The 14802-nt window shown below is 65.2% G+C and carries 12 protein-coding genes; 8 read left to right on the plus strand and 4 right to left on the minus strand.

Annotation, left to right across the window (positions count from 1 at the left end; translation table 11 throughout):
- Window positions 1-4: 4 nt before the first annotated feature.
- Window positions 5-2821 (minus strand): S8 family serine peptidase, encoded by a 2817-nt coding sequence (locus tag ISS97_RS11185; RefSeq protein ID WP_404580100.1) that lies wholly within the window; start codon window positions 2819-2821, stop codon window positions 5-7.
- Between the two features lie 495 nt (window positions 2822-3316).
- On the opposite strand from ISS97_RS11185, the gene ISS97_RS11190 reads away from it, so the two are divergent.
- The 3 genes from ISS97_RS11190 to ISS97_RS11200 all read left to right on the plus strand — a co-directional run bounded on the left by ISS97_RS11190 (window position 3317) and on the right by ISS97_RS11200 (window position 6876).
- Window positions 3317-4501: a thiolase family protein gene (locus ISS97_RS11190; protein ID WP_379986610.1), complete on the plus strand. Its 1185-nt coding sequence runs from the start codon at window positions 3317-3319 to the stop codon at window positions 4499-4501.
- A 144-nt stretch (window positions 4502-4645) separates the two neighbouring features.
- Window positions 4646-5029 carry a hypothetical protein gene (locus ISS97_RS11195; RefSeq protein WP_379986609.1) on the plus strand — a complete coding sequence of 128 codons (384 nt, stop codon included), beginning with the start codon at window positions 4646-4648 and terminating at the stop codon, window positions 5027-5029.
- 239 nt (window positions 5030-5268) lie between these two features.
- On the plus strand, window positions 5269-6876 hold the full coding sequence (locus tag ISS97_RS11200) for a carboxyl transferase domain-containing protein (protein WP_379986608.1): 1608 nt from the start codon (window positions 5269-5271) through the stop codon (window positions 6874-6876).
- A gap of 96 nt (window positions 6877-6972) precedes the next feature.
- Here the strand turns inward: ISS97_RS11200 and ISS97_RS11205 are convergent, their stop codons facing one another.
- The 3 genes from ISS97_RS11205 to ISS97_RS11215 are packed head-to-tail and all read right to left on the minus strand — an operon-like array spanning window position 6973 to window position 9361.
- Complete coding sequence (locus tag ISS97_RS11205) at window positions 6973-7275, minus strand: DUF6587 family protein (RefSeq protein WP_379986607.1); 303 nt, start codon at window positions 7273-7275, stop codon at window positions 6973-6975.
- Window positions 7272-9122 (minus strand): ferrous iron transport protein B, encoded by a 1851-nt coding sequence (gene feoB, locus ISS97_RS11210; RefSeq protein WP_379986606.1) that lies wholly within the window; start codon window positions 9120-9122, stop codon window positions 7272-7274. Before feoB ends, ISS97_RS11205 begins: the two co-directional genes overlap by 4 nt.
- Window positions 9119-9361 (minus strand): FeoA family protein, encoded by a 243-nt coding sequence (locus ISS97_RS11215; RefSeq protein ID WP_379986605.1) that lies wholly within the window; start codon window positions 9359-9361, stop codon window positions 9119-9121. The genes feoB and ISS97_RS11215 overlap by 4 nt, the downstream gene beginning before the upstream one ends.
- A gap of 130 nt (window positions 9362-9491) precedes the next feature.
- On the opposite strand from ISS97_RS11215, the gene ISS97_RS11220 reads away from it, so the two are divergent.
- From ISS97_RS11220 to ISS97_RS11240, 5 genes are all read left to right on the plus strand, one after another.
- Entirely contained in the window at window positions 9492-10286 is a 795-nt protein-coding gene (locus tag ISS97_RS11220; RefSeq protein ID WP_379986604.1) for an enoyl-CoA hydratase/isomerase family protein, read from the plus strand.
- 47 nt (window positions 10287-10333) lie between these two features.
- Window positions 10334-10723, plus strand: coding sequence for a VOC family protein (locus ISS97_RS11225; protein WP_379986603.1), 390 nt, complete (start codon window positions 10334-10336; stop codon window positions 10721-10723).
- A 36-nt stretch (window positions 10724-10759) separates the two neighbouring features.
- Window positions 10760-11278 carry a cupin domain-containing protein gene (locus ISS97_RS11230; RefSeq protein ID WP_379986602.1) on the plus strand — a complete coding sequence of 173 codons (519 nt, stop codon included), beginning with the start codon at window positions 10760-10762 and terminating at the stop codon, window positions 11276-11278.
- A gap of 451 nt (window positions 11279-11729) precedes the next feature.
- Window positions 11730-13727 carry an acetyl/propionyl/methylcrotonyl-CoA carboxylase subunit alpha gene (locus tag ISS97_RS11235; RefSeq protein ID WP_379986601.1) on the plus strand — a complete coding sequence of 666 codons (1998 nt, stop codon included), beginning with the start codon at window positions 11730-11732 and terminating at the stop codon, window positions 13725-13727.
- 33 nt (window positions 13728-13760) lie between these two features.
- On the plus strand, window positions 13761-14666 hold the full coding sequence (locus ISS97_RS11240) for a hydroxymethylglutaryl-CoA lyase (RefSeq protein WP_379986600.1): 906 nt from the start codon (window positions 13761-13763) through the stop codon (window positions 14664-14666).
- Window positions 14667-14802: the final 136 nt, after the last annotated feature.

Raw genomic sequence — 14802 nt, forward strand, 5'->3', positions numbered from 1 at the left:
AACCTCACCAGGTGTACTGATAGGCGAGCGTCGCCATCTTCGCCTGATCCCGCTGCCCGAAATACTGGTCATACCCCAGCACCAGACTCGCCCGCGGCGAGAAGCGCCAGTCCAACGCACCACCGGCCAGACCCGCATAACGCGCCAGCCCGACGCCACCCAGCGGCGCCCATTGATTCAACCCGCTGAAGCTCGCATCGAACACATCGCCGCGACTCGCGAAAGTCTGTTGCCACAGCAGCCTTGCCTGCAAACCGATACTGCCGCCGTTCGCCAGCGACCAGCGTTGCGAAGCGCGCATGCCAGCTCCCGCCTGCCAGCGCTCGATAGTTTGCGCGCTCGCCTTCAGGCCAAAACCATCCCCGCCCAGCTCATTGAATCCATCGCGCTGGATGCAGGTGTACTGCAGATTCACGTAAGGGGTCAGCTGCATGCCGCCGAGTGACCAGCGATAACCGCTTTCGCCGTACGCCACGCCGTAGCGACCGTGGTTGTCGCTGGCGACCGCGCTCGACTGACTGCCGAGACGCAGATAGCGGCGCATGTTCTCCTGGTAGTCGCCCACGCCGATGCGGCCCATCGCATACCACGCGTTGCGGACCACGCCGCCGTACGCCATGCCTTCCACCGCGCGGCTGCGCCCCTGGTCGGCACTGTCGGTGAGACGGCCGAGACCCTGCACCTGACTCACCGCGTAGCCCGCGATGCCATTGCCGCCCAGGCGATGATCCTGTCCCACCATCCAACCGCTGATATCGAGGCCGACGTTGCCATAACCGCTGCGCGCCATCGCGCCCTGATACCCCAGCCCTTGCGCCCAGCCGCCACCAGCGGGGGCATCGAGCAGCCGATCGAAACGATCGGACAGCGCACGTGTGCCTGCATCGATCGCCTGCAAGGTCATCGCCGCACTGGCCGCGTGCAACTGACCCGACAGACTCTCCAGCGACTGCTGCGCCGCCTTCACCGAGGGCGATTGCTGCAGCTTTGCCGCGCCTTCGATAAAACTGGCTGAAACCGGTTGGCCGCTCGCAGCCCCTTGCGTCAGTTGCGTGTTGATCTGACCAAAGGCAGTGTCTACGCGCTGCGCCGCGCCCATCGAGGCGGCGGTGTAACTCATGCCCTGTACCGCCGTTACTTGCACTTGCTGCACGTTGAGCCACGCGCTGCTGGCGTCGTAGTTGAGTGTGGCGGTGAGCAAAACGTTGGAAGCTTTGTTCAAAGCAGAGAAGGTGCCGCTCAGCCCACCGTTCGCCACCAGCACATTGGTGTGCGAGTTGACTTGATAGGTGGAGCCGGCGCCGATCACATACAGATCGCCGCCGGTGAGGCTCGCCATGCCCATCACGCGCAGTGCGGAACCGAGTTCCAGCGCGAGCCGGCCGGCACCATTCTGGTTGTAGCTGCCGCCCACGGTGACGTCGCCGCCACGCACGGTCAGCACGCCGGCATTACTCACGCTGCCGCCGATGCTGGGTGTATCGCTCAAGGTGCCGCCTGCACTGATATTCACACTGGAAGCCAGCGCCTTGGCGGTGAGCATGCCCGCCTGCACCTGGGTCAATCCGGTGAAGCTCGCCGGCTGGGTGAGGTTGAGCGTGCCGCTGCCTTGCTTGATCAGGCCGCCCGCGCCAGAGATCGCGTTGTTCCAGTTGGAGCTGCCACTGAAGTTCACCGTGACATCGCCCCAGTCGAACTTCGCCGGTCCGTTCACCGCCTTGCCCACGTTGAGCAGGCCATAGCCGAACACCGCATCCGGTCCGACGGCGCCGATATCGGTGGCAGTGCCGAGCAACGTCTGTCGCACCAGGTCATTGCTGAAATACGGATAGGCCTGCCATACCAGCGCGGCTGCGCCGGAGACTTGCGGCGCCGCGAACGAGGTGCCTTTGACCTCCCAGTATCTGGTGTCGGTTGGCGCATTCTTGTCGCTGACGATCACATCGCCCGGTGCCGCCAGGCAGTAATTCATGGCGATACCGCAGGCATTGGAATAGCTCGCCAGTTGCGTGGGGTTGTTGCTGTCCACCGCGACCACGGCGAGCCAGCCGCGAGTGAGGTCCGGCGCACGATTCGGCAACGCGGCCACATCGCTGGGATTGGCTTTGGAATCGTTGGCCGCCGCGAACACCACCAGCCCGCCCCAGTTGTTGATGAACTTGTTATAGGCGTCGTGGAAGCTCTGCGTGGTCGCGGTGGCGGTGGCGCTCCAATACAAACCGCCCCAGGAGTTGTTCATGACCTTGACGCCGTTGGCGATCAGGTCGTCGTTGATCTGGTCGAGCGGGTCGGCCGTGGTGACCTGGTTGCCCATGCCGGAGCCATCATCCTTCGGCGCGACGTCACTGATGATACGTGCCGAGATCAGATTCGCACCTGGCGCTATGCCGCCAGGAAACTGCGCGTAGGTCTGCCCCGCGGCAATCTGGGACACCCACGTGCCGTGGCCAACCACATCGTCGACCGCGGTGTTGTTGGTGGTCGGGTCAACGTAGATCAGATCCTTCAGCACACGCCCGGCCAACGCGGGGTGATTGCGCATCACGCCACTGTCGACCACGCCGATGGTGACGCCCTGCCCAGTGAAACCCTGGTTATGCGCGGCATACGTATTAGTAAGGCTGAGCTGCGCGTCGATCGGCGGTTGCGCCGAAGTGGTCGGCGGTGGCGCGGTCGGTGTCACCGGTGGCGGTGTGGGCGGCGTGCTGGCCCGGACATTGCCGTTGCCGCCACCGCCTCCACCGCAAGCGCTCAGACTCAACGCCATGACAATGGCGACAGCCGCTTCGCGGCGCCTCAGACACTGCATCCCCGTGATCATGCTCGCTTCCCCTCGCGTTGCCCGGCTCCCTGTAGATACCTGCCGGCTGGTATTTATGGTCGCACAACACCACCGTAATAAGAGATGCTCCGAGCCCTTTTACGCAGCCGTCACTGGCTCTGTCTGCCCGCAAATTCGTGGTGTGTCGGCGCTGGCAGACTGGCCGTCTGTCAAGCCGGCGCGCCGCGGAGTTGCGGGCAGACAGAGCCAACCCTCGCGTCTCGAAGTTAAATGTCAGGGTGATGTATGGGAGGCCCGCAGGCTGCGGCCCACGTCTAGGCAAGGCAGCCAGCCTTGCCGTCACCGCGGACCACACCCTGCGGGCCTCCCATACATCATGACGGCTGCGTAAAAGGGCTCGGAGCATCTCCAACTGCGCGGTATGTCGTAAAACCTGTGCGCGGCCAGCGGTTTGCCGGCAGTGGTAGGCGGCTGCGATAATTCCCCAGTTAGCTACCGGGCACCCACGCCCACAAGTCCTTTGCGGAGATCCCCATGTCGGACGTCAGTGTTGTCATCGCCGGTGCCAAGCGCACCGCCATCGGCTCTTTCCTCGGCCAGTTCACCGGCGTACCTACCCCTACTCTGGGCGCCACGGCCATCAAGGCCGCGCTGGAACAGGCGGGCATCGCCGCACAGGACGTCCAGGAAGTGTTGATGGGTTGCGTCCTGCCCGCCAACCTCGGCCAGGCACCGGCCCGTCAGGCGGCGCTGCACGCCGGCCTGCCGCCCGCCACCGGCTGCACCACCGTCAATAAGGTGTGCGGTTCGGGCATGAAGACCATCATGCTGGGCCACGACCTGATCAAGGCCGGCTCGGCTGCCATCGTGGTGGCCGGCGGCATGGAGTCGATGACCAATGCGCCGCATATGGTCAACGCCCGTACCGGTATCCGCTACGGCGACGGCCAGCTGGTCGACCACATGGCCTGGGACGGCCTGACCAATCCGTATGACGGCAAGGCCATGGGCGTGTTCGGCGAGCTGTGCGCCGACAAGTACCACTTCACCCGCGAGGAGCAGGACGCATTCGCCATCGAGTCGGTCAAGCGCGCCCAGGCCGCGCAGCAGAACGGCGCCTTCGCCGGCGAGATCGTTCCAGTCACCGTCGCCAGCCGCAAGGGCGAGGTGAAGGTGGATACCGATGAGCAGCCCGGTCGCTCCGACATCGCCAAGGTCCCGACCTTGAAGCCGGCCTTCCGCAAGGAGAACGGCACCATCACCGCCGCAAGTTCTTCGAGCATTTCCGACGGCGCCGCCGCCGTGGTGCTGCTCTCGGCCGACGACGCCAAGGCGCGCGGCATCAAGCCACTGGCCCGCATCGTGGCCCATGCCACCCAGTCGCAGGAACCGGAGTGGTTCACCACCGCCCCGATCGGCGCCCTCAAGAAGGTGCTGGACAAAGCTGGCTGGAAGGTCGAGGACGTAGACCTGTTCGAGATCAACGAAGCCTTCGCCGTGGTGGCCATGGCACCGATGCGCGAGCTGGGCATCCCGCACGACAAGCTCAACGTCAACGGCGGCGCCTGCGCCCTCGGCCACCCCATCGGCGCCAGCGGTACCCGCCTGGTGGTGACCCTGCTCAATGCCCTGAAGGTGCGCGGCCTCAAGCGCGGTATCGCCTCCCTGTGCATCGGCGGCGGCGAAGCCACTGCCATCGCGGTGGAATGCATCGACTGAGAATCGCCTTAAGCTGGCTATCCCCTTCCCATGAAAGGGGGATAACCGGGGGCGGCCTTGTTAAATAAAGATGTGGCGCAAATTCCGCGAAAGCGTTATTAATACGCCCGCCAAACGGCATTCCACGGCAAAGGAGATTCAACAATGAAGTTCACGCGTACCCTACTCGCCTCCGCGCTCGTCGCGCTGCTGGCGGCTTGCAGCAACGGCGCGCAGGATTCCGCGCAGGACGCCCAGAAGTCGGCTGACCAGACTCAGCAGGCTGCTGATCAGGCTCAGAAGGCTGCTGCTGAGGCTCCGGCCGCTGCTCCGGCTTCCACCGCTGCTGCCCCGGCTGCTGCTCCGGCTTCGACCGCTGCTGCTCCGGCCTCCACCGCTGCCGCTCCGGCCAGCGCCATGGAGCAGGCCAAGGACGCTGCCACCAACGCTGCTGACGCTGCCGGCAAGGCTGCTGATTCGGCTAAGGACGCTGCTGGCGCCGCTAAGGACGCTGCAGACAAGGCCAAGGATGCGATGAAGGGTCACTAATCCCCTTCGCGGTATCCAGAAAACCGGCCGCCTCGCGCGGCCGGTTTTTTTTCGCCTGTGTAGGAGCGCACCCTGTGCGCGAAAGCCCTGCGTAGCAGGGCCCATCTCACATGTGCCGAAGAGCGGCGCCCCTCCGGGCCGCTTTCGCGCACAAGGTGCGCTCCTACGGCACCAAAGATTTCGAAGAGTGCGCGGGCGCCGTTATCATCGCGTATTCCCATCGACGGCAGTCCAGCCTCATGAGCGTCATCGCTTCGCAGATCGATACCCGTTCGCCCGAGTTTCAGGCCAGCAGCGCACAGCTGCGCGGACTGGTCGATAACCTGCATCGCGAACTGGCGCGCAGTGCAGAAGGCGGCGGCGAGAAGGCCCGCGACAAGCACACCGCACGCGGCAAGCTGCTACCGCGCGAGCGCATCCGCGCCCTGCTCGATCCAGGCTCGCCCTTTCTCGAACTGTCGCCGCTCGCCGCGCACGGCATGTACGACGATGCTGCGCCCGCCGCCGGCATCATCACCGGCATCGGCCGGGTCAACGGCATCGAAGTGGTGGTGGTCGCCAACGACGCTACCGTGAAGGGCGGCACCTACTTCCCGATGACGGTGAAGAAGCACCTGCGCGCGCAGGAAGTGGCGCTGGAGAATCGCCTGCCCTGCATCTACCTGGTCGACTCCGGCGGCGCCTTCCTGCCGTTGCAGGATGAGGTATTCCCGGACAAGGAGCACTTCGGCCGCATCTTCTACAACCAGGCGCGCATGTCCGGCCTGGGCATTCCTCAGATCGCGGTAGTGATGGGCTCGTGCACCGCCGGCGGCGCCTACGTGCCGGCGATGAGCGACGAAACCATCATCGTGCGCGAACAGGGCACCATCTTCCTCGGTGGCCCGCCGCTGGTGAAAGCCGCGACCGGCGAAGTGGTGGATGCCGAAGCGCTGGGTGGCGCAGACGTCCATACGTCCGTCTCCGGCGTAGCCGATCATTTCGCGGAGAACGACGCGCATGCGCTATCCATCGCGCGCGACATCGTCGCCAGCCTCAACCGCAGAAAGGACATGCCGCTGGCGCTGCGCCAGCCGTCGGAACCGCGCTACCCGGCGGAGGATCTGTATGGCGTGATCCCGCAGGACACCCGCCGCCCCTTCGATATCCGCGAAGTGATCGCGCGCATCGTCGACGGCTCGGAATTCCACGAATTCAAGGCGCGCTACGGCAAGACCCTGGTCTGCGGCTTCGCCCACATCCACGGCTATCCGGTCGGCATCATCGCCAACAACGGCATCCTGTTCTCCGAAAGCGCGCTCAAGGGCGCCCACTTCATCGAACTTTGCAACCAGCGCAACGTGCCGTTGGTGTTCCTGCAGAACATCACCGGCTTCATGGTCGGCAAGAAATACGAAAATGCCGGCATCGCCAAAGACGGCGCCAAGATGGTCACCGCCGTCGCCTGCTCGCATGTACCGAAATTCACCGTGGTGATCGGCGGCAGCTTTGGTGCCGGCAACTACGCCATGTGCGGCCGCGCCTACGGCGCCCGCTTCCTGTGGATGTGGCCAAACGCGCGCATCAGCGTGATGGGCGGCGAGCAGGCTGCCTCCGTACTCGCCACCGTGCGCCGCGACGGTATCGAAGCCGCCGGCAAGCAGTGGAGCCCGGAGGAAGAGGAAGCCTTCAAGGCCCCCATCCGCGAGCAGTACGAACACCAGGGCCACCCCTACTACGCCAGCGCGCGGCTGTGGGACGACGGCATCATCGATCCGGCCGATACGCGCCGCGTGCTCGGCCTGGCCATTTCCGCCTCGCTCAATGCGCCGATCGAGCCGCAGCGATACGGCGTGTTCCGCATGTAGGAGCGCGCCCTGTGTGAGCAGGGCGGCACCCTTCACCGATGAGGCAAAAGCGGCCACGCGATGCGTGGCTTTCGCGCACAGGGTGCGCTCCTACACTCAATGTGAGCGCGGGCGAAACTCCAACGGCTGCACATCATGCTTCGCCGCGGCCGGCGGCTTCGGCCCGCAACTGCCGCAGGTGCCGCAACCATCACCGCAATTACCGGTTGCCTGTGCCGGCTGCAGCCAGCGACCCATGGCGCGCAGCCATGGCTTGCGCCACGGCTTGTTGAGCGAAGCCGAAGCAGCGGCCATCCAGCGCGTACTCACGCCTGGCAGCAACTTGCGGAAGGCAACTACCGTGCTGGTCGCGACCAGCACGCCGATGATTACCGCCTGCACCAGCGCAAAAGCACTCATGTCAGCGCCTTCGCGATCTGATAGGTGATCAGCGAAGCCAAGTAGGCCAGGCCGAACAGGTAACCAGCAGTGATCGCTACATTGCGCCAGGAATTGGTCTCGCGGCGGATCACTGCCATCGTCGACATGCACTGCGGCGCGAACACGTACCAGGCGAGCAGCGACAGCGCCGTGGCCAGCGACCACTGCTGCGCAATCACGGGGCCAAGCTGGCTGGCGACAGCCTCATCCGCACCAGACATCGCATACACCGTGCCCAGCGCGGACACCGCCACTTCGCGCGCGGCCAGACCCGGGATCAGCGCGATGCAGATCTGCCAGTTGAAACCGATCGGCGCGAACACGTAGTGCAACGCGTGGCCCAGGCGGCCGGCCAGGCTGTAATCGATAGCCGGCTGCGTCGCGCCTGCCGGCGGTGCCGGGAAACTGGACAGAAACCACAGCAACACAGTGAGCGCGAGAATGATACCGCCCACGCGCTTGAGGAAGATCTTGGCGCGTTCCCACAGCCCCAGCGCCACGTCGCGCACATGCGGCAGGCGATACGACGGCAGCTCCATCAGCAGCGCATGCTCGCTCTTGTCCTTGCGGAAGCGCTTGATCACGAACGCCACCGTCAGCGCGCTGACGATGCCGGCGACGTACAGCGTGAACAGCACCACGCCCTGCAGGTTGAACACACCCCACACCGTGCGCTGCGGTATGAACGCGGCGATCAGCAAGGTGTACACCGGCAGGCGTGCCGAGCAGGTCATCAGCGGCGCGACAAGAATGGTCGTGAGGCGATCGCGCGGATCGGTGATGCTGCGCGTGGCCATGATGCCGGGAATGGCGCAGGCGAAACTCGACAGCAGCGGAATGAACGCGCGCCCGGTCAGGCCCGCCTTGAACATCAGCTTGTCCAGCAGGAACGCCGCGCGCGGAAGGTAGCCCGACTCCTCAAGGATGAGGATGAACAAAAACAGGATCAGGATCTGCGGCAAGAACACCAGCACCGCGCCAAGGCCAGCGAAGATGCCGTCGTTGAGCAGACTGTGCAGCGCACTGTCGGCCGGCAATGCCTGCGTCGACCACGTGCCCAGCACGGTCACACCTTCCTGGATCGCATCCATCAGCGGCTTGGCCCAGGAGAACACGGCCTGGAAGATCAGGAACATCAGCACCGCGAGAATGCCCAGTCCGAATACCGGATGCAGCGCCCAGCGATCGAGCGCGTCATCGATCGCGTCGGTGCTGCGCGGCATGGTGACGGTCGCGGCAAGCAACGCACGCACCTCGGCGTGCAGATCGGCGCGGCTGGCTGCATCATCCGGCTGCGCCGGTGCAGCCACCGGCACTTCGCCGTCCACGCGTTCGATCAGTGCCTTCGCACCGCCACGCTTCACCGCGATGGTTTCCACCACCGGCAAGCCGAGACGACGCTGCAACTCGGGCACGTCGATCACGATGCCGCGGCGACGCGCGGTATCCATCATGTTCAGTGCCAGCACGACCGGCCGACCGAGACGCTTCACTTCCAGTACAAAGCGCAGATGCAGGCGCAGGTTGGTCGCATCGGCCACGCAGACGATCAAATCAGGTGCGGGCTCACCCGGATAAACACCTTCGCAGACGTCGCGAGTGATCTGCTCGTCCGGACTGTTCGCGTCGAAACTGTAAGTGCCCGGCAGATCGAGCAGGTGCAGCACACGACCGGAAGGCGCAGTGAAACGACCTTCCTTGCGCTCCACCGTCACGCCTGCGTAATTCGCTACTTTCTGGCGGCCGCCGGTGAGCTGATTGAACAGCGCGGTCTTGCCGCAGTTGGGATTGCCGACCAGGGCAATGCGCAGCGTGCTCGCGCTCATGCCGCCTCCATTCGCACAGTGACGCGCGCTGCCTCGGTGCGTCGCAGGGCGAAACGCGTGGAGCCGATCTGAATCAACAGCGGATCGGCACCCAGCGGCCCGCGGGCGACCACGCGAACCGGCTCGCCTTCGACGAAACCCAGGTCGCGCAATCGCTGCGCAATCGGGTCGGAAGCATGAGCATCGTCCACTCGGTCCACCACGGCAGGCGCCCCTTTCGGCAGGTCGGACAGTCGCACGGCAACCACTCAAATAAGAATGGTTCGCATTGTACATTAAAGCGGTTCGATAGGTGATGCGTTAGCTAAGGAGTGCCGGGACACCGCCCCGCTTCCCTTAACATGCGGCTCTCGACCGAGAGAGATCCCCATGTACGCCAGCCTCCAGATCGCCGACCGCGCCGCCGTCCGCACCATCACGCTGAATCGCCCGCAGCTGCACAACGCCTTCGATGACGGACTGATCGCCGAGCTGACCGCGGCGCTGAAAGAAGCCGGCAACGACACCTCCGTGCGCGTCGTGGTGCTGACCGGCGCAGGCGCAAGTTTTTCCGCCGGCGCCGATCTCAACTGGATGCGCGGCATGGCCAAGGCCAGCGAAGCGGAAAACCGCGAAGACTCGCTGCGCTTGGCGCGCCTCATGCGCACCCTGCAATTCCTGCCCAAACCCACCGTGGCGCGCGTCAACGGCGCCGCCTACGGTGGCGGCGTGGGCCTGGTGGCCTGCTGCGACATCGCCATCGGCGTGGACAGCGCCAAGTTCGGATTGACCGAAGTCAAACTCGGCCTCGTGCCCGCCGTGATCTCGCCCTATGTGATCCACGCCATCGGCCTGCGTCAGGCGCGCCGCCTGTTCCTCACCGGTGAACTGTTCGATGCCACGACCGCGCAACGCATCGGCCTGCTCCATCAATCCGTCGCCGCCGACGCACTAGATGAAACGGTGGACGCCACCGTGGGCGCACTCGCCAAGGCCGGCCCCATCGCCCAGGCCGAAGCCAAGCAACTGGCCCTGCGCGTCGCAGGCATCAGCGAGGCCGACGCCGAACAGACCGACCGCGACAACGCCGCATTGATCGCGCGCCTGCGCGTATCCGGGGAAGGCCAGGAAGGTCTCGGCGCCTTCCTCGACAAACGCGCGCCCCACTGGCACAAGCCGGCGTAATACGTTTGGTGCATGATCCCGCTCCAACCTCGTCACGGAGCGGCATCATGCTCGACCATATCGGCGTACGCGTTTCCGACTACGCGCTCAGCAAGGTGTTCTACACCAAGGTGCTGGCACCGCTGGGCGCCACCTTGATCATGGAAGTCACTGTCGAAGTCACCGGTGATCGCTCGCATGCCGGCTTCGGCACCGAAGGCAAACCCTGCTTCTGGATCAGCGCCGACCCGATCGCGCCGCTGTCGAACATGCATGTCGCCTTCGTCGCGCCGACCCGCGCCGCCGTCAACGCCTTCCATCGTGCTGCACTGGCCGCAGGCGCCACCGACAACGGCCCGCCAGGCCCGCGCCCGCACTACCACGCCAACTACTACGCCGCCTTCGTACTCGACCCCGACGGCCACAACATCGAAGCCGTCTGCCATTCGCCCGAGTAAATCAGGCAGATCAAGCCAGTCCCCAAAGGACCCGCCATGCCCCATCCCATCGTCAACATCGCCACCCTCGACCCACAGCCCCTGCCACCAGGCTTCGCTGCCTCCGGCGCCGCCGCCGAACGCTACGGCCCGCACGTAGCACGCATCTCGCAGAACCTGGGCGCGCAGAAACTCGGCTACAACCTCACCGTGCTGCCGCCCGGCAAACGCGGCTACCCCCTCCACAACCACCGCGTCAACGAAGAAATGTTCTTCGTCCTCGAAGGTGAAGGCGAAGTCCGCATCGGCAACGACCGCCACCCCATCCGCGCCGGCGACATCATCGCCTGCCCACCCGGCGGCCCCGAAAGCGCCCACCAAATCATCAACACCAGCAACGCCGACCTGCGCTACCTCAGCATCAGCACCAAACAAACCCCCGAAGTCTGCGAATACCCCGACAGCAACAAATACGGCGTCATCGCGGAGTTCGGGCCTGCCGCCGATGGCACACCACAGATCTTCCGCACCGTGGGGCGCAGAGGGGAATCGGTGGATTACTGGGAAGGCGAGTGAAGCGCGGAGGGGCCTTCGGCAAATCTCAACCCGCGCTGTAGCAACGTCATCCCGAGCACCCACACCCCTCCCCAACCCTCCCCTGCAAGCAGGGGAGGGAGCAACCGCTTTACTAGGCGATGCGAAGCGAGCCCGTAACGGGTCCCCTGTGGAGCGGTGAGGCTTGGCCGGAGGGCGCGCAAGAGGGGTGCCCTCTCTTTTGGTTACTTTTCTCTGGGCAAGCAGAGAAAAGTAACTCGGCTCGCGGCAGCGAGACGAAACCCCGCCGCAGGCGGACCCGGTCGCGACAACGCGAACATCGAAACGCTTCACTACTGGATCCCTGCCTACGCAGGGATGACGAAGTAGGAAGGCGCACCGCAGAACAACACGATTGCTGCGCCGCGCATCGGCTACACATCCCCCATCTGTTAGCGTTATGCACTTTGCATAACACCCCCGGATCCTCCGCATGTTCAACCGCGTCCTCATAGCCAACCGCGGCGAAATCGCCTGCCGCGTGATCCGCACCTGCCGGCGCCTGGGCATCCACACCATCGCCGTCTACTCCGAAGCGGATGCCGACGCGCAACATGTGCGCCTCGCCGACGAAGCCTGGCCGATCGGTGGCCCGCGCCCCGCCGACTCCTACCTGCGCAGCGACGCTATCCTCGACGTCGCCAAGCGCTCCGGCGCGCAGGCTATTCATCCCGGCTACGGCTTCCTGTCGGAGAACACCGCTTTCGCGCGCGCCTGCACCGAGGCCGGCATGGCCTTCATCGGCCCGCGCCCGGAAAGCATCGACGCCATGGGCTCCAAAGCCGCCGCCAAGGCGCTGATGGAACAACATGCAGTGCCACTGGTGCCGGGCTACCACGGCGAGAACCAGGACGCCGGGTTCCTCGCCGAACAGGCACGCCATACCGGCTTCCCGCTGATGATCAAGGCCGCGGCCGGCGGCGGCGGCAAGGGCATGCGCATCGTGCACAGCGAGAAAGAGTTCGCCGACGCGCTCGCCTCGGCGCAGCGCGAAGCCGCCAACGCCTTCGGCGATACGCGTGTGATCCTCGAGCGCTACGTGGAGCATCCGCGCCACATCGAGTTTCAGGTGTTCGGTGACAGCCATGGCAGCGTGATCCACCTCAATGAGCGTGAATGCTCCGCGCAGCGCCGCTATCAGAAAGTGCTGGAAGAAACGCCCTCACCCTTCCTCACGCCCGAGCGTCGCAAGGCCATGGGCGAGGCGGCGGTGGCTGCCGCCCAGGCAGTGAATTACGTCGGCGCCGGCACGGTGGAATTCATCGTGGGCCAGGACGGCGAATTCTTCTTCATGGAAATGAATACACGCCTCCAGGTGGAGCACCCGGTCACCGAGGAAACGCTCGGCCTCGACCTGGTCGAATGGCAGCTGCGCATTGCCGCTGGCGAAGCGCTGCCGTTGCGGCAGGAGCAGGTCCACGCGCACGGCCACGCCATCGAAGTGCGCCTGTACGCCGAAGACCCGGAACAGAACTTCCTGCCCGGCTCCGGCAAGCTGCTGCGCCTGCGGCTGCCCACGGCGTCGCGCCATGTGCGCATCGATGGCGGCGTGATTGAAGGCGATACCGTCACCATCTTCTATGACCCGATGATCGCCAAGCTCATCGTGCATGACCGCGACCGCACGCAAGCTCTGCAGCGCTTGCGCGAAGCGCTGGCCGCTTGCGAGATCGCAGGGCCGAAATCGAACATCGCCTTTCTCGAACGCCTCGCCCGCCATCCGGCGGTCGTCGAGGGCCGCATCGATACCGGCTACCTCGACCGGCACCTCGACGAATTCCTCGTCGGTGACGCGGCGCCGTCCGATACCGTGTTGTTCGCCGCCGCGACGGCAGCGCTGCTGCATGACGAACGCGCCGTGACCACGGGCGCCCAGCACAACACCGACCCATTCTCACCATGGGCCAGCGCCGACGCATGGCGCGTCGGCCATGCCGGCAAACGCATCATCGCGCTGTCGTTGCGTGAGCAGCGCTACGAGGTCGAAGCCCACGGTCACGACGGTCACTATCAGCTACGCCACGGCGATGCCACCTGCGACGTGCACGGCGCGCGCCACGACGGCGAAACCCTCAGCGCCCGCTTCCAGGGCGAAGCCCTGCACCTGCCGCTGCGCGCCGATGCCCAGCGCGTGCTGTTGCATGACGCGGAGGGCTATCGCCATAGCCTCGCCCGCGCCGTCGCCTTCGCCTGGGAATCCAAACAGGGCGCCGGCGGCAATCAGATCATCGCGCCGATGCCCGGCCGCATCGTGCTGGTGAAAGCCAAGCCCGGCGATACGGTGGAGGAAGGCCAGGAGCTGCTGGTGATGGAAGCGATGAAGATGGAGCTGGCATTGAAAGCCCCGCGCGCCGGCACCATCGAAAACGTGAGCGCGGCGCAAGGCGACTTCGTCGAAGCCGACACCGTGCTGGTGCGCTTTGCGCAGTGAATTGATGTCACACGTCGTATCAGGCTCGCCATCATGACCGCTACCAACAACCACGTACGCATCGTCGAAGTCGGCGCCCGCGACGGTCTGCAGAACGAAAAGACCCTGCTGCCGGCCGACGTGAAGATCGCGCTGATCGATCGCCTCTCCTCCACCGGCCTGCAGACCATCGAAGCCACCAGTTTCGTCAGCCCCAAGTGGGTGCCGCAGCTGGCCGACGCCGCCGAAGTATTCCGGGGCATCCGCAAGGTACCGGGGGTGAGCTACCCCGTGCTGGTGCCCAACGAACAGGGCTACCTGCGCGCGCGCGACGTCGGCGCCACCGAGATCGCCGTGTTCACCGCGGCCTCCGAAGCGTTCAACCAGAAAAACATCAACGCTTCCATCGACGAATCGATCGAACGCTTCCTGCCCGTGATGGAACGCGCCAAGGCCGATGGCGTGAAAGTGCGTGGCTATGTTTCCACCGTGCTCGGCTGCCCCTACCAGGGCGAGGTTCCGGTCAGCGATGTCGTGCGCGTCGCCAGGCGCCTGCATCAACTCGGCTGCTACGAAATCTCCCTCGGCGACACCATAGGCGTCGGCACGCCTGCCAAGGCGCGCGCCATGCTCAAGGCCGTCGCGCAGGAAGTCCCGATGGACGCCCTCGCCGTCCACTTCCACGACACCTACGGCCAGGCCCTGGCTAACATCCTCGCCTGCCTCGAAGAAGGCGTTCGCGTCGTCGACAGCGCCGTCTCCGGCACGGGCGGCTGCCCCTACGCCAAGGGCGCCACCGGCAACGTGGCCAGCGAGGACGTCGTCTACATGCTCCATGGCATGGGCATCCATACCGGCATCGACCTGGATCTGCTGATCGCCACCGGCGCCTGGCTCGCCGCGCAGCTGCATAAGGAAACGGCGAGCCGGGTGACCCGCGCACGCACGGCGCCCCTGTAGGAGCCCACCCTGTGGGCGACCGCCCCTTCATTGCGCCCCCATAAAGGGCTAAAAGCACGGTCCATTCGGCCCATTTCGCGCACAAGGTGCGCTCCTACGGGTTCTGGCAGCTTCGGTTCAAGCAAGCTGTCACATT

This window comes from Dyella koreensis (assembly GCF_044904565.1).
GTDB lineage: Bacteria > Pseudomonadota > Gammaproteobacteria > Xanthomonadales > Rhodanobacteraceae > Dyella_D > Dyella_D koreensis.

Bases quoted from the DNA above. Each gene is read 5' to 3' on its own strand.
- ISS97_RS11185 (WP_404580100.1), bottom strand. From the start codon at position 2,821: ATGATCACGGGGATGCAGTGTCTGAGGCGCCGCGAAGCGGCTGTCGCC.
- ISS97_RS11190 (WP_379986610.1), top strand. From the start codon at position 3,317: ATGTCGGACGTCAGTGTTGTCATCGCCGGTGCCAAGCGCACCGCCATC.
- ISS97_RS11195 (WP_379986609.1), top strand. From the start codon at position 4,646: ATGAAGTTCACGCGTACCCTACTCGCCTCCGCGCTCGTCGCGCTGCTG.
- ISS97_RS11200 (WP_379986608.1), top strand. From the start codon at position 5,269: ATGAGCGTCATCGCTTCGCAGATCGATACCCGTTCGCCCGAGTTTCAG.
- ISS97_RS11205 (WP_379986607.1), bottom strand. From the start codon at position 7,275: ATGAGTGCTTTTGCGCTGGTGCAGGCGGTAATCATCGGCGTGCTGGTC.
- feoB (WP_379986606.1), bottom strand. From the start codon at position 9,122: ATGAGCGCGAGCACGCTGCGCATTGCCCTGGTCGGCAATCCCAACTGC.
- ISS97_RS11220 (WP_379986604.1), top strand. From the start codon at position 9,492: ATGTACGCCAGCCTCCAGATCGCCGACCGCGCCGCCGTCCGCACCATC.
- ISS97_RS11225 (WP_379986603.1), top strand. From the start codon at position 10,334: ATGCTCGACCATATCGGCGTACGCGTTTCCGACTACGCGCTCAGCAAG.
- ISS97_RS11230 (WP_379986602.1), top strand. From the start codon at position 10,760: ATGCCCCATCCCATCGTCAACATCGCCACCCTCGACCCACAGCCCCTG.
- ISS97_RS11235 (WP_379986601.1), top strand. From the start codon at position 11,730: ATGTTCAACCGCGTCCTCATAGCCAACCGCGGCGAAATCGCCTGCCGC.
- ISS97_RS11240 (WP_379986600.1), top strand. From the start codon at position 13,761: ATGACCGCTACCAACAACCACGTACGCATCGTCGAAGTCGGCGCCCGC.